The organism is Halomonas sp. ML-15 (assembly GCF_014779595.1).
GTDB lineage: Bacteria > Pseudomonadota > Gammaproteobacteria > Pseudomonadales > Halomonadaceae > Franzmannia.
In genome coordinates, this window is record NZ_JACXZT010000018.1 from 56,651 (window position 1) to 75,043 (window position 18,393).

Annotated in this window: 17 protein-coding genes; 8 read left to right on the forward strand and 9 right to left on the reverse strand. The window is 65.1% G+C overall.

What is annotated here, in order from left to right; translation table 11 throughout:
- Nucleotides 1–121: 121 nt before the first annotated feature.
- The 8 genes from IEI94_RS10995 (at nucleotide 122) to iadA (ending at nucleotide 7,878) form a co-directional block, all read left to right on the forward strand.
- Nucleotides 122–1,120 (forward strand): succinylglutamate desuccinylase, encoded by a 999-nt coding sequence (locus IEI94_RS10995; RefSeq protein WP_191167358.1) that lies wholly within the window; start codon nucleotides 122–124, stop codon nucleotides 1,118–1,120.
- Nucleotides 1,121–1,362: 242 nt separating this feature from the next.
- Nucleotides 1,363–2,133: an ABC transporter ATP-binding protein gene (locus IEI94_RS11000; protein WP_191167359.1), complete on the forward strand. Its 771-nt coding sequence runs from the start codon at nucleotides 1,363–1,365 to the stop codon at nucleotides 2,131–2,133.
- A gap of 16 nt (nucleotides 2,134–2,149) precedes the next feature.
- On the forward strand, nucleotides 2,150–2,851 hold the full coding sequence (locus IEI94_RS11005) for an ABC transporter permease (RefSeq protein ID WP_191167360.1): 702 nt from the start codon (nucleotides 2,150–2,152) through the stop codon (nucleotides 2,849–2,851).
- A gap of 1 nt (nucleotide 2,852) precedes the next feature.
- Nucleotides 2,853–3,575, forward strand: a complete 723-nt coding sequence (locus IEI94_RS11010) for an ABC transporter permease (RefSeq protein WP_191167361.1) — start codon at nucleotides 2,853–2,855, stop codon at nucleotides 3,573–3,575.
- Between the two features lie 135 nt (nucleotides 3,576–3,710).
- Nucleotides 3,711–4,481, forward strand: coding sequence for a transporter substrate-binding domain-containing protein (locus tag IEI94_RS11015; RefSeq protein WP_191167362.1), 771 nt, complete (start codon nucleotides 3,711–3,713; stop codon nucleotides 4,479–4,481).
- 116 nt (nucleotides 4,482–4,597) lie between these two features.
- Nucleotides 4,598–5,365, forward strand: a complete 768-nt coding sequence (locus IEI94_RS11020) for a transporter substrate-binding domain-containing protein (RefSeq protein WP_191167363.1) — start codon at nucleotides 4,598–4,600, stop codon at nucleotides 5,363–5,365.
- A 517-nt stretch (nucleotides 5,366–5,882) separates the two neighbouring features.
- Nucleotides 5,883–6,668 carry a transporter substrate-binding domain-containing protein gene (locus IEI94_RS11025; protein WP_191167364.1) on the forward strand — a complete coding sequence of 262 codons (786 nt, stop codon included), beginning with the start codon at nucleotides 5,883–5,885 and terminating at the stop codon, nucleotides 6,666–6,668.
- A 70-nt stretch (nucleotides 6,669–6,738) separates the two neighbouring features.
- The gene (gene iadA / locus IEI94_RS11030; RefSeq protein WP_191167365.1) at nucleotides 6,739–7,878 is read left to right on the forward strand and encodes a beta-aspartyl-peptidase; all 1,140 of its coding nucleotides are present in this window, start codon (nucleotides 6,739–6,741) and stop codon (nucleotides 7,876–7,878) included.
- Between the two features lie 5 nt (nucleotides 7,879–7,883).
- Here iadA and IEI94_RS11035 read toward each other — a convergent pair whose 3' ends face one another.
- From IEI94_RS11035 to IEI94_RS11075, 9 genes are all read right to left on the reverse strand, one after another.
- Nucleotides 7,884–9,083, reverse strand: coding sequence for a cation:proton antiporter (locus tag IEI94_RS11035; RefSeq protein WP_191167366.1), 1,200 nt, complete (start codon nucleotides 9,081–9,083; stop codon nucleotides 7,884–7,886).
- A 9-nt stretch (nucleotides 9,084–9,092) separates the two neighbouring features.
- On the reverse strand, nucleotides 9,093–9,800 hold the full coding sequence (locus IEI94_RS11040; RefSeq protein WP_191167367.1) for a glutamine amidotransferase-related protein: 708 nt from the start codon (nucleotides 9,798–9,800) through the stop codon (nucleotides 9,093–9,095).
- Between the two features lie 37 nt (nucleotides 9,801–9,837).
- Entirely contained in the window at nucleotides 9,838–11,019 is a 1,182-nt protein-coding gene (locus IEI94_RS11045) for an iron-containing alcohol dehydrogenase (RefSeq protein ID WP_224750080.1), read from the reverse strand.
- Nucleotides 11,020–11,028: 9 nt separating this feature from the next.
- Nucleotides 11,029–12,414 carry an aldehyde dehydrogenase family protein gene (locus IEI94_RS11050; protein WP_191167368.1) on the reverse strand — a complete coding sequence of 462 codons (1,386 nt, stop codon included), beginning with the start codon at nucleotides 12,412–12,414 and terminating at the stop codon, nucleotides 11,029–11,031.
- Between the two features lie 391 nt (nucleotides 12,415–12,805).
- Nucleotides 12,806–14,185 carry a glutamine synthetase family protein gene (locus tag IEI94_RS11055; RefSeq protein WP_191167369.1) on the reverse strand — a complete coding sequence of 460 codons (1,380 nt, stop codon included), beginning with the start codon at nucleotides 14,183–14,185 and terminating at the stop codon, nucleotides 12,806–12,808.
- 76 nt (nucleotides 14,186–14,261) lie between these two features.
- The gene (locus IEI94_RS11060) at nucleotides 14,262–15,323 is read right to left on the reverse strand and encodes a TRAP transporter substrate-binding protein (RefSeq protein ID WP_191167370.1); all 1,062 of its coding nucleotides are present in this window, start codon (nucleotides 15,321–15,323) and stop codon (nucleotides 14,262–14,264) included.
- Between the two features lie 91 nt (nucleotides 15,324–15,414).
- Nucleotides 15,415–16,734, reverse strand: coding sequence for a TRAP transporter large permease (locus tag IEI94_RS11065; protein WP_191167371.1), 1,320 nt, complete (start codon nucleotides 16,732–16,734; stop codon nucleotides 15,415–15,417).
- Complete coding sequence (locus tag IEI94_RS11070; protein WP_191167372.1) at nucleotides 16,731–17,258, reverse strand: TRAP transporter small permease subunit; 528 nt, start codon at nucleotides 17,256–17,258, stop codon at nucleotides 16,731–16,733. The genes IEI94_RS11065 and IEI94_RS11070 overlap by 4 nt, the downstream gene beginning before the upstream one ends.
- 155 nt (nucleotides 17,259–17,413) lie before the next feature.
- Nucleotides 17,414–18,373 (reverse strand): LysR family transcriptional regulator, encoded by a 960-nt coding sequence (locus tag IEI94_RS11075; RefSeq protein ID WP_191167373.1) that lies wholly within the window; start codon nucleotides 18,371–18,373, stop codon nucleotides 17,414–17,416.
- Nucleotides 18,374–18,393: the final 20 nt, after the last annotated feature.

Below are 18,393 nucleotides of genomic sequence, written 5' to 3' on the forward strand. Positions count from 1 at the left end.
GGCACGCCGGGTTTTCATTATGGCACCCGGCTTTTTCACCAGCTCGACGTGAACGCTTGCCGACATGATCAGTGACTTGGATGGTGGGGCACATCCCGGCCACACGACACGAGATCACGGTATGCTCAGCGACTGGCTCGATTTAACCCTGGACGGCAACGCCAGCGGCGCCCTTGAGGGCCGCTTGGCATCCGGCAGCTATCGCTGCCACTCCGCCGGCATTCTCGAGCTGACGCCGGACGCCCCCAGCCCCGGCGCCTTCGCCTGCGTGATCTCCGCCGGTATTCACGGCAATGAAACCGCCCCCATCGAACTGATCGGCGAGCTACTGGCCCGCCTCGAGGCCGGCAAGCTGTCACTCGGCGCACCGCTGCTGATACTGCTGGGCAATATCCCGGCGATTCGCCAATCGCAGCGCTTTATCAGCACCAATCTCAACCGGCTGTTTCGCCGCGATCTGGCCCTCGAGGGCGACGAACCCGAGCGAGCGCGGGCGCTGATGGCTAGCGTCGATACCTTCTTCCAGCGCCACGCCGACCGACCGCGACTGCACTACGACCTGCATACCGCCATCCGCAACAGCCGCTACCCGCGCTTCGTGGTGGAGCCGTTTGCCGATACCAGCACGTCGGCCGAGCAGTGGCAGTGGTTTGCCGCCGCCGAGATGCAGGCGGTACTCCATCAGCATCAGCGCAGCTGGACCTTTTCCCATTACTCGAAGCACTACCATGGCGCCCAGGCGTTCACCCTCGAGCTGGGCCGTGTCGCCCCCTTCGGCCACAATGACATGGCCGCCCTGCGACCACTGCGCCACCTGCTCGACGCCCTGCTGGAGGGACGCGAGCCGCCGCGCGGCGACCCTCGGCGCATGGCCTTCTTCCGTGTCGAGCAGGAGCTGATGCGTCAGGCCGAGGAGTTCAGCCTGTGCTTCGCCGACGATGTGGCCAACTTCACGGAATTCCCTCCCGGCACTCGCCTGGCCCATGACGCCGTGGCAGGTGACTGCGTGGTCGGCGACCAGCCGCTGGCGGTGGTATTCCCCAATGCCGAGGTCGAGCTGGGTGCCCGCGCAGCGCTGCTGGTAAAAGCAACCGAGGCACCGGCAGATGGCATCGACTAGTCGTTCCGTTTAATGATTCACACTTAGGCAAGATGATTTTCTACATTACAACAACAGCTTGGAGATTTACGATGATCCCCTTCCTCACCACCCAAGACCAACGTCTAACAAAGCTCCCCGAGATCGGCCCTGTTTGCGGTCTGCTGGCCTGGTAGAATCGCCCCCTTTTCGCGCCAGCCACGCTCACGCTAACCACTCTGAATCAGGGCCCGCCCTCGGCCCATGTACTGGAGCTCATTGTCATGGCCGCAACGCCAATGCCCCTCGAAGCGCGCAATATCAAGAAGCGCTTCGGCGATACCGAGGTACTCAAAGGTCTCTCGCTGCAAGCCCACAAGGGCGACGTCATCACCTTGATTGGCGCCTCCGGCTCCGGCAAGAGCACCTTTCTGCGCTGCATGAACCTGCTCGAGCAGCCCGATGAGGGCGACCTGCTGATGCACGGCGAAGAGATCCTCTTCAAGCAGACCCGGCGTGGCCGCGAGCCGGCCGACTGGAAACAGGTGGTGCGCATGCGCGCCAAGCTGTCGATGGTCTTCCAGAGCTTTAACCTGTGGGCGCATATGACGCTGCTCGAGAACATCATCGAGGCCCCCATCCACGTGCTCGGCAAGCCCAGGAAAGAGGCCATCGAGCAGGCCAATGCGCTGCTCGAGCGGGTCGGCCTGACCGCACGGGCCAACGCCTATCCGGCGCAGATGTCGGGTGGCCAGCAGCAGCGTGGAGCGATCGCTCGGGCGCTCGCCATGGACCCCGAGGTGATGCTGTTCGACGAGCCCACCTCGGCGCTCGATCCGGAGCTGGTCGGCGATGTGCTCAAGGTGATGCATGGCCTGGCCGACGAGGGCCGGACCATGGTGGTGGTGACCCACGAGATGGGCTTTGCACGGGATGTCTCCAGCCAGGTGATCTACCTGCATCAAGGCCTGGTCGAAGAAGCCGGCCCGCCGCAGGACGTGCTGACCAACCCAAGCTCGCCGCGCCTCAAGCAGTTCCTGGCGCCCAAGTACTGACCGCGGGAGATTTCCCATGCTTGACCTGCAAGGCTATGGCCCGCGGCTGATCGAAGGCGCCGGGGTCACCATTTCGCTGGCGCTGCTGTCGCTGATCCTGGCCATCGTGCTGGGGCTGCTCACCGCCAGCGCCAAGATGTCGCGCAGCTGGCTGCTGCACAAGCTCGCCACCCTCTACACCACGGTGATCCGTGGCGTGCCCGATCTGGTGCTGATGATGCTGCTGTTCTTCGGCGGCCAGATGGCCCTCAACGTGGCCACCGACGCCCTCTACGACCGCTTCGGGGTGGACTGGTACATCAATCTCAACGCCTTTGCCGCCGGGGTGATCACCATCGGCTTCATCTTCGGCGCCTATATGGGCGAGACCTTTCGCGGTGCCTTCCTGGCCGTCGACGGCGGCCAGATCGAGGCCGGTAAAGCCTACGGCATGAGCGACTGGCTGGTGTTCCGACGCATCCGCTTCCCGCTGATGATGCGCCACGCCCTGCCCGGCCTCTCCAACAACTGGATGGTACTGCTCAAGACCACCGCGCTGGTCTCGGTAATCGGCCTCTCGGATATGGTGCGGGTGGCCGCCGAGGCGTCCCGCGCCACCCATGAGCCCTTTACCTTCCTGCTGCCAGTCGCGGCCATCTACCTGCTGATCGCCAGCGTCTCGGAGTGGCTCTTCGCGCGGCTGCAGAAGCGCTACAACGTCGGCTTCGGAGGGCACTGACATGGAACTCACGACCTGGTTTACCGACCTGCTCGACGGCAACCTGATCTTCACCCCGCAGACCCTGGGTTACTACTGGGACGGCCTGGTGACCACCTCCCAACTGGTGTTCCTGTCGCTGCTCGCCGGCCTGGTACTGGCAGTACCGCTGGCCATCGGCCGCAGCTCCCGGCACCGCTGGATCAGCCTGCCGATCTACGCCTACACCTATGTCTTCCGCGGCACCCCGCTGCTGATCCAGCTCTATATCATCTACTACGGGGTGGTGTTCGTGGACGGCATCCAGGAGTCGATCTTCTGGCCGCTGCTGCGTGAAGCCTTCTTCCCGGCGCTGATCGCCTTCACCCTCAATACCGCCGCCTATACCACCGAGATATTCCGCGGCGCGATCAAGGCCACCGCCCGCGGCGAGATCGAGGCGGCCCGCGCCTACGGCATGTCCAACGCCCTGATGATGCGACGTATCGTGCTACCCAGTGCCTTTCGTCGCGCGCTGCCGGCCTACGGCAACGAGGTGATCTTCATGCTCCACGCCAGCGCGATTGCCAGCGTGGTCACGCTGATGGACCTGACCGGGGCAGCACGCTTCGTCTATGCGCGTTTCTATGCGCCGTTCGAGGCCTTCCTGTTCGTGGCGGCGATCTACCTGTGCCTGACCTTCGCCATCCTCTACTTCTTCCGCTTTCTCGAGAAGCGGCTGCTGGCGCACCTCAGGCCGGCATGACGGTGACGCCGTCAAACGAGCGTTGGGAAATTGGCCTGGCAAGGCCACTTTCCCTCTTCCGGCTCACCGCGTGCTGCGCTAATGTAGCCGAGTTCTCACCTTCGGGTGACCCCGACAACAACAGGGAAATGCACCATGAAAAAACTGCTTACCATCTCGATTCTCGGCGCTGCCATGGTCGCCGGCACCGCCCAGGCCCGCGATTACGACCACGTGCGCTTCGGCGTCGACGTGCCCTACGAGCCGATGGAGTACCGCACCCCGGACGGTGAACTGACCGGTTTCGATATCGACCTGGGCAACGCCCTGTGCGAGGAGATCGGCATCACCTGCGAGTGGATCGTACAGGAGTGGGACGGCATCATCCCCGGCCTGATGTCGCGCAACTATGACGCCATCATGTCGTCGATGACCATCAACGACGAGCGTCGCCAGACGGTGCTCTTCTCCGACCCCTACTTCACTCCGCCGTCGGCCTGGTTCGCGCCAGCAGACAGCGAGCTTGAAGACGCCACCGAAGAGAGCCTCGACGGCAAGACCATCGGCGTGCAGCGCGGTACCCTGCAGGACAACTTCGCCACCGACATGTTTGGCAGCGTGGCCAGCGTCAGCCGCTACTCCACCGCCGACGACATGGTGCTGGACATGGAAGCCGGGCGCCTGGATATCCTGTTCCTCGACTACCCGGTGGGCAAGTCGACGCTGCTCGACAGCGAAAGCCGCGACTACAAAGTCGTCGGCGAGATGCTCACCGAGCCCAAGGAGTACTTCGGTGACGGCTTCGGCATCGCCTTCCGCCAGCGCGACGAGGCGCTCGCCGAGCGCTTCAACGAGGCCTTGGCCACCCTGCAGGACGACGGCACCTACGACGAGATCTACGAGCGCTATTTCAGCGACGACGAGTAATCTCGCGATGCGCTCCCGGCCCCGCCGGGCGCGTTTCTCCACCTGCCGTTGCCGCCGGCCTTGCGCCTGCAAGGCCGGCACCGCTTATCTTTATTCACAATAATAAGGACGTTTCCATGTACCGCTATCTTGGCATCACCCTGCTTGGCGCCGCCCTGGTCGCCGGCAGCGCCCAGGCCCGCGACAGCTACGACCACGTGCGTTTTGGCGTCGACGTGCCCTACGAGCCGATGGAGTACCGCACTGCGGACGGTGAGCTGACCGGCTTCGACATCGACCTGGGCAACGCCCTGTGCGAGCAGATGGGCATCACCTGCGAATGGATCGAGCAGCAGTGGGACGGCATCATTCCCGGCCTGATGGCACGCAACTACGACGCCATCATGTCGTCGATGACTATCAACGAGGAGCGCCGGGAGCAGGTACTGTTTTCCGATGCCTACCTGACGGTCCCCTCGGCCTGGTTCGCTCCCGAAGAGAGCGAGATCGACACCCCTGACGAGCAGACCCTCGACGGCCTGACCCTCGGCGTGCAGCGCGGCACCCTGCAGGACAGCTACGCCACCGACTTCTACGGCGACGTGGCCAATGTGCGCCGCTACGCCACCGCCGACGACATGCTGCTCGACATGGAGTCGGGGCGTCTCGATCTGGTATTCGTCAACTATCCGGTGGGCAAGACCACCCTGCTCGACAGCGAGCGCGGCGACTATCGCGTGGTCGGCGAGATGATTCGCGAGCCCTACGAGTATTTCGGTGACGGCATCGCCATCGCCTTCCGGCCCCGCGACGAGGCACTCGCCGAGCGCTTCAACGAGGCGCTTGCCGAACTCCAGGAGAGCGGCGTCTACGACGAAATTCACGACCGCTACTTCAGCGAATAAGCCAGGGTACCGCGCCTGAAGATCGGCCCCGCCGTGAGGCGGAGCGCTTGACAGGCGCGGCCCGATCACGCATGTTTTCACGGTGGTTTCGACACCTGCAGAGGTTCACTTCCATGACCGTCCACCCCAGGATCGTCCAGACGAGTTTCGTTGAGAGCTTCTATCTCAGCGAATGGTTCGACGAATAGCCCTCTCCCTCGGCCAGCCCTGGCCACTCGGCACTCCTGTGCCTGATACCGCTACTGCCGTCGCGATAAAGACACCTCTGGATTAACCCAGGACGTGATTCGCTGACGCTACCCGCGGCCAACTCAACGCGTGACCAACAATCACAAGCTGCCACCGCGCGGCGACCTAGGCTCTGTCTGAAAAGTCGACGAGCGAGGGTCAGACAAGGCAAAAATCGGTGAGAAGACGGAGTTTACGGGTTGTAAATGAGTGCTTTGAGCCGATTTTTAACGCCGTATGGCCGAGCGCAGGCAGTTCTCGGACAAAGCCTAGACCTATGGAGATTCCCATGCATTATTCCATGCTGCTGCTGAGCGCTACGCTCGGCGCCACCCTGATCACCGGCACCGCTCAAGCTCGCGACTACGACGAGGTTCGCCTCGGCGTTGATATTCCCTACGAACCCTTCATGTACCGCCAGGCCGACGGCGAACTGACCGGCTTCGAGATCGAACTCGGCGAGGCCGTCTGCGACTATCTCGACATCACCTGCAGCTGGGTCGAGCAGGACTGGGACGGCATCATTCCCGGCCTGATGGCGCGCAACTACGACGCCATCATGTCGTCGATGGCGATCACCGAGGAGCGCGCCCAGCGAGTGCTGTTCTCCGAGCCCTACTACACCACCCCCAGTGCTTGGATCACCACCCACGAGCATGATATCGATATCGATGATCGCGACAGCCTTGCTGGTCTGACGGTGGGCGTTCAGCGCGCTACCCTGCAGGACAACTACGTCACCGAACTGTATGGCGACGTACTCGATATTCGCCGCTATACCGGTGTCGACGACGTGGTCACCGACCTGCGCGCCGGGCGCCTCGATCTGAGCTTCATGGACTACCCGATCGCCGAGTCGGCCATCGAGATCGACACCGAAGGTAGTGACTTCCAGCGCATCAGCGACTTTATCAAGGAGCCCGAGCATATCTTCGGCCAAGGCGTCGGCGTCGCCTTCCGCCCCCGTGACGAGGCCCTCGCGGAGCGCTTCAACGAGGCCCTGGCGGCACTCAAGGAGGACGGCACCTATGATGAGATCATGCAGCGGTACTTCAGCTACGACGTAAAACTCTAACGTCACTCGCCCCCCATGGCGCCGGCTAGATGGCCGGCGTCATGGGTGATCTGCCTCCCAGAGAACTGCCATGCTGACACTGCTCAAGAACGCCAACATTTACGCCCCCGAACCGCTGGGGCTATGCCACCTGCTGATTGCCGACCGGCGCATTGCCGCGATCAGCGCTGCACAGGAGCCCCCGCCCATTGACGGGTCCGCCGTCGAGGTGATCGACCTAGATGGCCGACGGGTGATCCCCGGTCTGGTCGACCCGCTGGTGCATATCACCGGCGGCGGCGGCGAAGGCGGCTTCGGTACACGCACCGCCGAGCTGACCAGCGCCGATGCACTCGCCTCCGGCGTCACCACCCTGGTGGCGGCGCTGGGCACCGATGCGCTGACTCGCACCCCCGCCAATCTGATCGGCAAGGCGCGAGAACTCGCCGCCGCAGGCCTGAGCGTCTACGCCTACACCGGCTCCTATCAGCTGCCCCCGGTGACCCTGACCGGCTCGGTGGCCAGCGATATCCTGTTCATCCCCGAGTTTATCGGCGTCGGCGAGGTCGCCATCAGCGATCATCGCGGCTCACAGCCCAGCGCCCAGGAATTGACCCGGCTCGCCTCGGAGGCGCGCACCGCTGGCCTGCTGGCCGGCAAGGCGGGAATCGTCTTCATCCACACCGGCGATGCCGAGACCCATCTCGAACCGCTGCGCGAGGTGGCTCGCAGCAGCGCCATTCCGCTGTCGCAGTTCTACCCCACCCATATCAACCGCACCCCCGCCCTGTTCGAGGACGGCCTGCGCTTCGCCCGTGAAGGTGGGCGTATCGATTTCACCACCAGTACCACCGATGAGCTGCTCGCCGGCGGCGAGGTGGCCGCCTCGGAGGCCGTGGCCCGCGCCCGCCATGCCCGCGTCGACCTGGCTCGGGTCAGCCTCTCCTCGGATGCCAACGCCTCACTGCCGCAGTTCGACGCGGCGCGACATTTCGTCGGCCTCAAGCCCGGACGCCTGGCCAGTCTGTTCGAGGTGCTCGGCGAGTGCGTTACCCACCACGACATCCCGCTGGAGCAGGCGCTGCCTTGCGCGGCCAGCAATGCCGCCGAGGCGCTGAAGCTGCCGCACAAGGGGCGTTTGAGGGTGGGCGCTGACGCCGACCTGCTGGTACTCTCCGACACCGGCTGGGCCATCGACGAGGTGTGGGCGCTGGGCCGGCGGGTGCATTGACGCCATCAGCGCAGCACCCGCCGGATCAGGAAAGGGCCGATCAGTTCGAAGAGCACGGTGGAGGCCACCACTGCCGAGAGCAGCAGCGAGCGGTGCTCGGGGAAGCGCTCGACCACCAGCAGCGCCATGCCCATGGCGATGCCGGCCTGGGGCGTCAGCGCCAGGCCAATATCCCGGGGCAGCTCGGCGCTACGCCCCACCAACTGCACCCCCAGCGCCCCACCCATGAAGCGCCCCGCCAGGCGCAGCACGATATAGGCCAGCGTCAGCCACAGCGCGGCGCCTATATAGCCAAGGTCGATGTGCGCCCCGGAAAGCACGAAGAAGAACACCAGGAACGGCCACTCGATATGCTCGATCTGACGAAACGAGCGTTTATGGTGGGAGGAGAGGTTGGCCACCAGCGCGCCTGCCAGCATCGCCGCCAGCAGCCCCGACACCTCGAGCCAGGTGGAGAACCCCGTCAGCAGCAGGATCAGCGCAAAGGCCTCGACCTGGGTCGGCTCCCCCGGCCGCAGGCGGCCGGTGAGCCAGGCCGCCGGCAGACCGATGGCCAACCCAAGCAGCAGTGCCCCGCCCAGCTCCCAGCCGGCATAGGCCAGCGCCAGGCTGCCGTCACCGGTCAGCTGCCAGCTGAGCAGCGCCATGGCCACCCCGAACAGCAGGATGCCCCAGGCATCGTCGATGGCCACCATGCCCATCAGCAGTCGCGCGCGCAGGCGGTCATCGCCCCGCGCGTAGACTTCGTCGCTGATCTCCGCCGGTTCGGTGGCCACCGAGATCGCCGCCAGGGCGACCACCACCACCAGTGGGAAGCCCAATAACCACAGCCCCACCCCGACCAGCAGCGCCCCGCTCAGCACGATGGACAGCGAGATCACCACCAACAGCCAGCCGTTGCGGCGCAGCCGCCTCAGGGTCAGCTCGCCGCCGAGCAGAAACGACACCAGCACCAGCGCCAGATGAATCAGCGGCTCGCTCATCGCCCCCAGCGGCGCGCTACCGTCACGCCCCAGCAGCAGCTGCTGGATAAGCGCCAGGGCCACGCCGACCAGCACCAGCAGCGAGATACGCGGCAGACGCAGCCGCCTGGCCAGCGCGTCCACGCCGATGCTGACACTCAGAATGACACCCAGCAGGATCAGGTTGGCCGTCCCCGCACTGAGTTCGGCCATCGGCCACTGCCAGGTCTCGCTCGCGGTCATACGCCGAGCCTAGCGAGCCTGCTGCATGAAATTCAAGATCCAGCGCACCGTCAGCTCAGCATCCAGCGGCGCATCCAGCGAATCGAGGCCCTCGGCAACGCGTGACTCTCCCACCAACTGCTCACGCAGCTGCATCAGGTCGCGTGAGTAGGGCTTGGCAAACTCCGGATGCCCCTGCACGCCGAGGAAGTGCTCGCCGACCTGCATCAGGTAGTGGGGGCAGAAGTCGCTGCCGGCCAGCACCCGCGCCTCCGGCGGCAGCCGTTCGACCTGGTCCTGGTGGCTGACCAGCAGGTCGAGATTGGGCTGCCACGGCTGCATCCACTCGGTGCGGGCATTGACGCAGTTGAACGACATGCCCACCCCCCAGCCCCGCGGGCTCTTGACCACCTCACCGCCCAGCGCCTTGGCGATCAGCTGGTGGCCGAAGCAGACCCCCACCAGCGGCTTGCCGGCGTCCCACAGCTGGCGCACGAAGTCGCACAGCGCATCGACCCATGGCAGGCCGTCATTGACGCCGAACTTGGAGCCAGTGGTCAACCAGGCGTCGGCGGCCTCCACGTCGTCGGGGATCTCGCCGTCGAGGCAGCGCCACACGCGAAACTCGAGACTCGGGTCGACGCGCTTGAACAGCGCCTCGAACATCGCCGGGTAGTTGCCATGAGTCTCGATCAACTCCGGCGCCACGTCATCACACTGCAGCAGTCCTATGCGCATCGCCCGGCCTCCTGAGTCCATGCTTCACGACTATGAGTCAAAGACGCCCCTCCACCGCCGCGACAAAGATGTCGCGATACTGCGCGGCGTCGAAGGCGATCGGGTTGGTCCCCGAGGAGGGGTCGGCCACTGCCATCTGCCCCACCTTGTCGGCCTGCTGGGTATCGATCTTGAGCTCGGCCAGGGTGTGGGGAATCGCCAATCGTTCGCGCAGCTCCAGCACCCAGTCGATCACCGCCTCGGTGCCCGGCTGGCGCAGGTCGAGGTAGCGCCCCAGCCGCACCATCTGCTCGCCGATCGCCTGCTGGTTGGCGCGCAGCACATAGGGCATGAGGATCGCATTGAGGGTGCCGTGGTGGGCGTCGTAGAGCGCCCCCAGCGGATGCGCCAGGGCGTGCATTGCGCCCAGGCCGCGCTGGAAGGCGGTGGCCCCCATGCTCGACGCCACCAGCATGTTCATACGCGCCTCGAGATCGTTGCCATCTGCGTAGGCCCGCGGCAGGTAGTGGCAGACCCGGCGCATGCCCTCCACGGCGATGCCCTCGGCCATGGGGTGATAGAGCGGCGAGCACCACGCCTCCAGGCAGTGCGACAGCGCATCCATGCCGGTTGCAGCGGTCAGCGTGGGCGGCAGGCCGGCGGTCAGTTCGGGATCGAGAATCACCGTGGCCGGCACCATCCCTGGATGAAAGATGATGCGCTTGACGTGCTCGACCTCGTCGGTAATCACCGAGGCGCGGCCTACCTCGGAGCCGGTGCCCGCGGTGGTCGGCACCGCCACGATGGGCGCGATGGCGTCAGCGTCGGCATTCTTCCAGTTGTCGCCAACGTCCTCCAGCGACCACAGCGAGAGCCCGTCGCGCTGGTTGGCCATCAGCGCCACCGCCTTGGCGGCATCGAGTCCCGAGCCACCGCCGAAGGCGATTACCCCGTCGTGGCCACCGTCGCGAAAGGCGGCCATGCCATCGAGCACATTCTTGCCAGTGGGGTTGCCCTTGATCTCGCTGAACACGGCAATGCCCAGGCCGCTGTTATGGCACGCCAGCACGATATCGCGCACCATCGGCAGATTGGCGAGGCCGGGGTCGGTCACCAGTAGTGGCGCCTGCATGCCCAACGCCTGGCATACGGCGGGCAGCTCGCGGACTCGCCCGACGCCGGTGAGAATATTGGCGGGGTAGTTCCAGCCCATGCTGAACTGGCTCATATCCTGGTTCATCGACGACTCCTAAGCGTGCTTGAGGTGGAAAGACTTGGGCCGGGTCAGGGTCTCGTAACCGAGCCGCGACAGCGAACAGCCGCGCCCCGACTGCTTGACGCCGGTCCAGGCCAGTTCGGGGTCGAGGTAGTCGCAGCGGTTGGTAAACACCGTGCCCGCCTCCAGGCGCTGCGCGAGGCGCTCGCCGGCCGCCATATCGCGGGTGAACACCGCCGCAGTGAGGCCGAAGGCGCTGTCGTTCATCAATGCCACCGCCTCGTCGTCGGAGGCCACCGGCATGATCCCGACCACCGGGCCGAAACTCTCCTCGTGCATGACCCGCATCGAGTGGTCGACGCCGGTGAGCAGCTGCGGGGCCAGGTAGGCACTACCCGGCAGCGAGAGCGGATAGTCCCCGGGATCGATCCACGCCTTGGCGCCGGCGGCGACCGCCTCTTCGACCTGGCCCCTGACGAAATCCGCCGCCGTCGGGCGCACCAATGGGCCGAGGCTGGTGGCCGGGTCGGTGGGATTGCCTAGTCTAAGCTGCTTGACCCAGGCCACCGCACGCTCGACGAAGGCGTCGAAGATCGCCTGGTCGACATAGATGCGCTCGATGCCGCAGCAGCTCTGTCCCGAGTTGAAGAAGGCGCCGTCCATCACCCCCTCCACCGCGGCATCCAGATCCACGTCGCCACGAATATAGGCCGGATCCTTGCCGCCCAGTTCCAGGCCGGTGGCGATAAAGCGCCCGACGCTGTTGCGCTCAACCATCTCGCCGCCGGCCACCGAGCCGGTAAAGGAGACGTGATCGACACGCCGGTCGCGGATCAGCTGCTCGGTCGCAGCGTGGGACAGGTGCAGATGCTGGAACACCCCCTCGGGCAGGCCCACCGCATCGAAGGCCTGCTGAATACGCTCGGCGCACAGCGGGGTCTGGGCGGAGTGTTTGAGAATCACCGTATTGCCGGCCATGATCGCCGGCACGATGGCGTTCACCGCGGTCATGAAGGGAAAATTCCACGGTGCGACGATAAACGACACGCCCAGCGGTTCGCGGGTGATATAGCGGGTAACGCCCGGCTTGTCGGCCAACCGGATCGGTGCCAGCGCCGACTCGGCCAGGCTGATCATGCCCCTGGCGCGCTCCTCGAAGCCGCCGATCTCGCCCCCCGCGGCAGAGATCGGCCGGCCCATCTGCCAGGTCAGCTCGCCGGCCAGCTCATCGCGCCGGGCGACGAAGGCGTCGACCATCGCCGAGCAGTAGCGTGCGCGCTCGACGATCGGCACCTCGCGCCAGCTACGCTGAGCGCTGGCCGCCCGCGACAGCGCGGTCTCGATCTGTGCCGGATCGGCCAACTCCCGCTCGACATAGACCGAGCCATCGACGGGAGATATCGTTTTCTGTGTGGGCATACGCTTATCTTTCCTTCCTGTAGCGAGTCATAAGGCTTAGTTCGCTGCTTCCCGAAGCCGCCAGCCACTCGGCCCGCGGCTAATCCGGCGACAGGCCATCGCGAAGACGCTGTAAACCCTTCCCTGGGCGCTCCATTCTTCTTCTGACCGCCAAGGATGGCGGGAATGCCGGAATTGAAAGGAGCATTTTCCGGCCCTGAAGAATGAGCTTCGCTCCTGCCTGTCCCCGGCGCCGCTCATCGTTCCGCCTACCAGTACTACCAAGGTGAGCACTGAGCGAGCGGTTCGCAGGCAAGGCGGAGCGGAAATGAGTGAGCGGAGTTGACTCCAGTCAATGAGCATCGCGAGTTTTCGCTTCAACGCAGCCTGCGGATCGCGCAGCCAGTGCGGATCAAATAATCTCGAAATAGCGATCCAACTCCCAATCGGTTATGTGGCGGCGGAACTCCCGCTCCTCCCACTCCCGGGTCGCCGCGAAGTGCTCCACGAAGTCGTCGCCGAACAGCGCCCGGGCCGGCTGCGACGCCTTGAGCCGCTGGGCGGCTTCCCACAGGGTGCGCGGCAGCGCCTGGTGCGCGGGGTGCTCGAATTCATAGGCGTTACCGCGCACCTGCTCGTCCGGCTCGAGGCGCTGCTGAATGCCGTACAGGCCGGCGCCGATGGCGGCCGCCAGCGCCAGATAGGGGTTGGCATCGGCGCTGCCGAGGCGGTACTCGACGCGCTGCGACTTGGCGCTGCCGGGAATCACCCGCAGCGCCGTGGTGCGGTTCTCTACCCCCCAGGTCGCCTCGGTGGGCGCCCAGAAACCGGGAATCAGCCGCGTATAGCTGTTGATGGTCGGCGCAAACATCGCCAGGAACTCGGGCATCAGCTGCTGCTGACCGGCCACGAAGTGGCGCTGAATATCGCTCATGGTATAGGGCTGGTCGGCGTCGAAGAAAGCCGACTCACCGCTGTCGGCGTGGGTCAGCGACAGGTGGATATGGCCGCTCTGGCCCGGGTAGTCCGGCGACCACTTGGCCATGAAGGTGGCCATCAGACCGCGGCGCTGCGCCCACACCTTGGTGAAGGTCTTGAACAGCGCGCCCTTGTCGCCCGCCGCCAGGGCGCCGTCGACGCCGATGGCCGCCTCGAGTACCCCGGGGCCGGTTTCGGTGTGCAGCCCTTCGATGGGAAAATCCATCGCCTCGGAGAGCGCCAGCAGCTCGTGGTAGAGCTCGGCGTGCACCGAGCTTCTCAGCATCGAGTAGCCCATCATGTCCGGCGTCAGCGGGGTCAGGTTGCGATAGCCTTTCTCGCGGATCGACTCCGGGGTCTCGCGAAACATGAAGAATTCGTACTCCAGCGAGCCGTGGGCCTTGAAGCCCATGGCGCTGGCCTGATCGAGCACCCGTCGCAGCAGCCCGCGCGGGCAGATCGCCTCAGCCTTGCCGCTGAACTCGGCGAGAAACAGCAACATGTCGCCCTCGGCCGGCACCTCGCGGCAGCTCTCGGGAATGATGCACAGCTGGGCGTCCGGATAGCCGGTATGCCAGCCGGTGTACTTGACGTTGTCGTAGAGCTCATCCTTGCTGTCCCAGCCCAGCACCACGTCGCAGAACGCAAAGCCCTCCTCCAGGGCATGGAAGAACTTGTCGCGATGCATGTACTTGCCGAGCATCACGCCGTCCATGTCGAACATGCCGACCTTGACGTGGGTCAGGCCGCGCTCCTCGACCAGGCGTCGGGCCTCGTCGGCGCTGGTGATGTATCGGGGTGATAGTTGACTCATGGCAGCTTCCTAAATGGGCCAAAGGTCATTGGCGGGCATACGGGGAGCGGTCCAGTGGCCCGCCCCCTGAGGTTCCTCAACTGTAGCGGTAAGGAGGCCCCGCCTGCTGCATGGTTTCGCGATAATCCTTGAGGATCTGCACCACCTTGGCGCTGCGTTCGCTCTGCTCGGCGATCTCATCCCAGAACGCCAGCGCCTCGTCCTCGAGGGTCTGCCACTCCTCCTCGGGGATCGAGGTGAGCTCGAGCTTGCCACCGGTGGTGCGGTAGTGGGCTTCGCCCCACCAGTACCAGTGCTGGCGGTAGTAGTGGGAGTTGTCCATGCACAGCTTGAACAGCGTCTGCAGGTGCTCGGGCACTTCGTTCCAGCGGTCGCTGTTGGCGAAATAGGAGCCGGCCCAGGCACCGGAGATATTGTTGGTCAGGTAGTAGCTGCTGACGTCGGCCCAGCCCACGGTGTAGGCCTCGGTAATGCCGGCCCAGGCGATCCCGTCGAGCTCGCGGGTCTGCATGGCGACCTCGATGTCCTCCCACGGCAGGGTCACCGGTACCACCCCGAAGCGGCTCAGGAAGCGACCGGCGGTGGGGAAGGTGAAGACGCGCTTGCCGCGCAGGTCCTCGAGGCTGCGAATCGGCTCGCGGGTCACGAAGTTGCAGGGATCCCAGGACCCGGCGCCGAGCCAGGTCACGCCATCCACCTCGCCGTAGGCCTCCTCCCAGATCTCCTTGAGGCCGTAGTGGTGGAACAGTGCCGGCACGTCGAGGCTGTAGCGCGAGGCGAACGGGAAGTAGCCGCCGAACACCGACACGTCCACCGGAGCGTTGATCGAGTCGTCGTCGCTCTGCACTGCATCGATGGTGCCGCGCTGCATGGCGCGGAACAGCTCGCCGGTGGGCACCAGCTGGTCGGCATAGTAGAGCTCGATCTCCATCTCGCCGTTGGCGGCCTTGTTGAAGGCATCGATGGAGGGCTTGATGACGTGGGCAGCCAGCGCCGGTCCGGCGTAGGTCTGCATGCGCCAGCGGATCGGGCTCGACTGGGCATGCACATAGGGCGCGCCGATGGTGGCCGCGCCCACCGTGGCAGCGGTCGCCGCCCCAGCCTTCTTGAGAAAATTGCGCCTGTTGTTATCGGTCATGATACTTCTCCCATGGATTGTTGTTGTTACCACTTCTCACACCGCTTGCTCGCGGCACTTGTGCTTGCCCGTCGCCGGGCATACTCACGATCTATCCGTAGTAGAGCTCCGGCAGCCATAGCGCCAACTGCGGGAAGGCGGTGATCAGGCCCAGCCCCAGCACCATGATCGCCACGAACGGCCACACGCTGCGGTAGATATCCATCAGCGTCACCTCGGGGGGCGCCATGGCGCGCATCAGGAACAGGTTGTAGCCGAACGGCGGCGTCATGTAGGCGATCTGTACGGTGATGGTGTAGAGCACGCCGTACCACACCGGATCGAAGCCCAGACTCACCACCAGCGGCACGTAGAGCGGGGCGACGATCACCAGCATCGCGGTGTCGTCGAGGAACATGCCCATCAGGATGTAGGAGAGCTGCATCATCAGCAGGATCTCCCAAGGGCCGAGGCCCATGCGATCGAGGAACACGTTCTCGATGGCGCGCACCGCCCCCAGACCGTCGAACACCGCGCCGAAGCAGAGCGCGGCGAGGATGATCCACATGAACATGCAGCTGATGCCCAGGGTGCGACGCACCGTGACCTCGATCACCGCACGGGTCAGGCGCCCCTTGACCAGCGCCGCCAGGATCGCCGCGAAGGCGCCATAGGCAGCACTCTCGACCAGGCTGGTAACCCCCATCAGAAACAGTCCGGTCATCGAGAAGAAGATCAGCAGCGGCAGGATCCCGGCGCTGAGCAGCTTGAGCTTGGACCCCAGGCTCATGTTGCGCTCCTCGGCGGGCAGCGCCGGGCCCAGGCTCGGCTGCAGCCGGCAGCGCACCACGATATAGATCACGAACATCGCCGCCAGGATCAGCCCCGGGAATACCCCCGCCAGCCACAGCTTGCCTACCGGCTGACGCGCAATCATGCCGTAGAGCACCAGCACCACACTGGGCGGCACCAGAATGCCCAGCGAGCTGCCGGCCTGAATCACCCCGGTGACCATGATCTTGTCGTAGCCGCGGCGCAGCAGCTCCGGCAGGGCGATACTGGCGCCAATTGCCATGCCCGCCACGCTCAGCCCGTTCATCGCCGAGACCACCACCATCAGGCCGATGGTGCCGATCGCCAGACCGCCTTTCAGCGAGCCCATCCAGACGTGAAACATCTCGTAGAGATCGCCGGCGATACCCGACTCGGAGAGCATGTAGCCCATGAACACGAACAGCGGCAGGGTCAGCAGCGGATACCAGTTCATCAGCACGAAGCTGGCGTTGAACGGCATCTCCACCCCACCGTCGCCCCACAGCAGCAGCGCTGCGGCGGCGCCGACGAAACCGATCACCCCGAACACCCGCTGGCCGGTCAACAGCAGCAGCATCATGGTCGAGAACATCATCAGCGCGATCATCTCGTAGCTCATGCGTCGCCCTCCTCGTCGATGGGGCGACCCAGCGCCACGCCCAGATCACGGAAGAAGGTGGCGAAGGCCTGCAACAGCATCAGCACGATGCCGGTGCACATGATGAGTTTGATCGGCGCCAGCGGTGGGGCCCACGAGGAGTGGTTTCGCTGGCCGTACTCCAGCGCGTACTGGGTGCTCGAGATACCGCCCAGCAGCAGGGTGACCAGGAAGGTGATCAGAAACACGATGGTGATGGCATCGACGCTGGCCTGGGTACGCGGCGACCAGCGACTGTAGAACAGGTCCATGCGCACATGAGAGCCCATCTGCATGGCGTAGGCGCCGCCCAGCAGGTAGTAGCTGGCGAGCATGAACTGCGACATCTCCACCCCCCACAGCAGCGGCGCATTGAGCACCGAGCGCGAAAAGGAGGCGTAGAGCAGCAGCCCCATCATGATGAAGATCATGTACATCACCAGCCGCCCCACCCCACGATTGAGGCGCTCTACCCAGCGGACATAAACACTTATTGTTCTTGGCATTGGATCGTCATTCCCGCGTCGCACAACGAATGGCTTTCAGTCTTGGACGCAGATTGACGATCTGGCAAAGAGCATCGGTGGCGCCGACGCCGCCGCTATCGGAAAAATCGATAGTGCACACCCAAGGCGCACTGGGTGGGATCCGATGCGCCGACTCAGGGCTGGGTAGAGACCTCGCCGGAGAGCCAGGGCAGGCCGCGGTCGAGCTCCTGTCGGAAGCGCAGCTCAAGCAAACGACGGGCGTCGCGGGCCAGCTGGGCAGGGAGATCACCCAGCTCGTCGCGGCGTGAGACCAGCGTCAGCTCACGCTGCAGGGGCGCCACCGGCAGCGGCGCCACCCGCACCTGCAGCGTCTCCAGGCCGGCCTGGTAGAGGCATAGCGGGGTGGTGATGGTCCAGCCGGCGCCGGCGCTGACAAGGCGCAGCACGGCGAAGGTGTTGTCGAGATGCAGGCGTGCCGGGAGTTCGAGCTGGTTGAGGCGCAGGTGGCGCTCGATGGCCTGGCCGATCAGCGACTGCGGGGTATAGCGCACGAAGTCGAGCTGGCGGGTCAGCCAGCGCAGGTTGTCGAGGGGCCCTGACCAGCTGGCCGGCGCCACCAGCACGAAGGGCTCGCGCAGCACCGCATGGCGCTCGAGGCCATCGTAGTTCTCGAGACGGTCGTCGGAGACGATGATATCGACGTGGCGAGTCAGCAGGGCGTGGCTATGCATATGCGACAGCCCGGTGGTCAGGGTGTAGTCGCGGGTGTGCCGCTTGATCAGCTCGATCAGCGGCTGCCCAACCGCCGTGGCCAGCGAGTCGACCAGCGCCAGGCGCACCTGATGCAGCTGACCGAAGGCCCCGGAGACCAGTTCGCGGCGGGTGCTGCGCGCCTCGTCGAGCAGGCGCCGCGCACGGTCGTAGAAGAAGCGCCCGGCAGCGGTCGGTTCCAGCGGCCGGGCATGGCGCTTGAACAGGCTGACGCCCAGCCCCTCCTCGAGGGTGGCCAGGCTCTGAGACACCGACGACTGCTTGAGCCCCAGGCGCCGCGCGGCAGCGCTCTGGCTGCCCTGCTCCAGGGTCTCGACGAAGATTTCCATGCTACGTAGATCGAACCCGAAACCGCTGCGCATCCTCGTATCCTTGAATGACC

Bases quoted from the DNA above. Each gene is read 5' to 3' on its own strand.
- IEI94_RS11070 (WP_191167372.1), bottom strand. From the start codon at position 17,258: ATGCCAAGAACAATAAGTGTTTATGTCCGCTGGGTAGAGCGCCTCAAT.
- IEI94_RS11000 (WP_191167359.1), top strand. From the start codon at position 1,363: ATGGCCGCAACGCCAATGCCCCTCGAAGCGCGCAATATCAAGAAGCGC.
- IEI94_RS11045 (WP_224750080.1), bottom strand. From the start codon at position 11,019: ATGAACCAGGATATGAGCCAGTTCAGCATGGGCTGGAACTACCCCGCC.
- IEI94_RS11005 (WP_191167360.1), top strand. From the start codon at position 2,150: ATGCTTGACCTGCAAGGCTATGGCCCGCGGCTGATCGAAGGCGCCGGG.
- IEI94_RS11010 (WP_191167361.1), top strand. From the start codon at position 2,853: ATGGAACTCACGACCTGGTTTACCGACCTGCTCGACGGCAACCTGATC.
- IEI94_RS11060 (WP_191167370.1), bottom strand. From the start codon at position 15,323: ATGACCGATAACAACAGGCGCAATTTTCTCAAGAAGGCTGGGGCGGCG.
- IEI94_RS11055 (WP_191167369.1), bottom strand. From the start codon at position 14,185: ATGAGTCAACTATCACCCCGATACATCACCAGCGCCGACGAGGCCCGA.
- IEI94_RS11015 (WP_191167362.1), top strand. From the start codon at position 3,711: ATGAAAAAACTGCTTACCATCTCGATTCTCGGCGCTGCCATGGTCGCC.
- IEI94_RS11025 (WP_191167364.1), top strand. From the start codon at position 5,883: ATGCATTATTCCATGCTGCTGCTGAGCGCTACGCTCGGCGCCACCCTG.
- IEI94_RS11020 (WP_191167363.1), top strand. From the start codon at position 4,598: ATGTACCGCTATCTTGGCATCACCCTGCTTGGCGCCGCCCTGGTCGCC.
- IEI94_RS11040 (WP_191167367.1), bottom strand. From the start codon at position 9,800: ATGCGCATAGGACTGCTGCAGTGTGATGACGTGGCGCCGGAGTTGATC.
- IEI94_RS11035 (WP_191167366.1), bottom strand. From the start codon at position 9,083: ATGACCGCGAGCGAGACCTGGCAGTGGCCGATGGCCGAACTCAGTGCG.
- IEI94_RS11050 (WP_191167368.1), bottom strand. From the start codon at position 12,414: ATGCCCACACAGAAAACGATATCTCCCGTCGATGGCTCGGTCTATGTC.
- iadA (WP_191167365.1), top strand. From the start codon at position 6,739: ATGCTGACACTGCTCAAGAACGCCAACATTTACGCCCCCGAACCGCTG.
- IEI94_RS10995 (WP_191167358.1), top strand. From the start codon at position 122: ATGCTCAGCGACTGGCTCGATTTAACCCTGGACGGCAACGCCAGCGGC.
- IEI94_RS11065 (WP_191167371.1), bottom strand. From the start codon at position 16,734: ATGAGCTACGAGATGATCGCGCTGATGATGTTCTCGACCATGATGCTG.
- IEI94_RS11075 (WP_191167373.1), bottom strand. From the start codon at position 18,373: ATGCGCAGCGGTTTCGGGTTCGATCTACGTAGCATGGAAATCTTCGTC.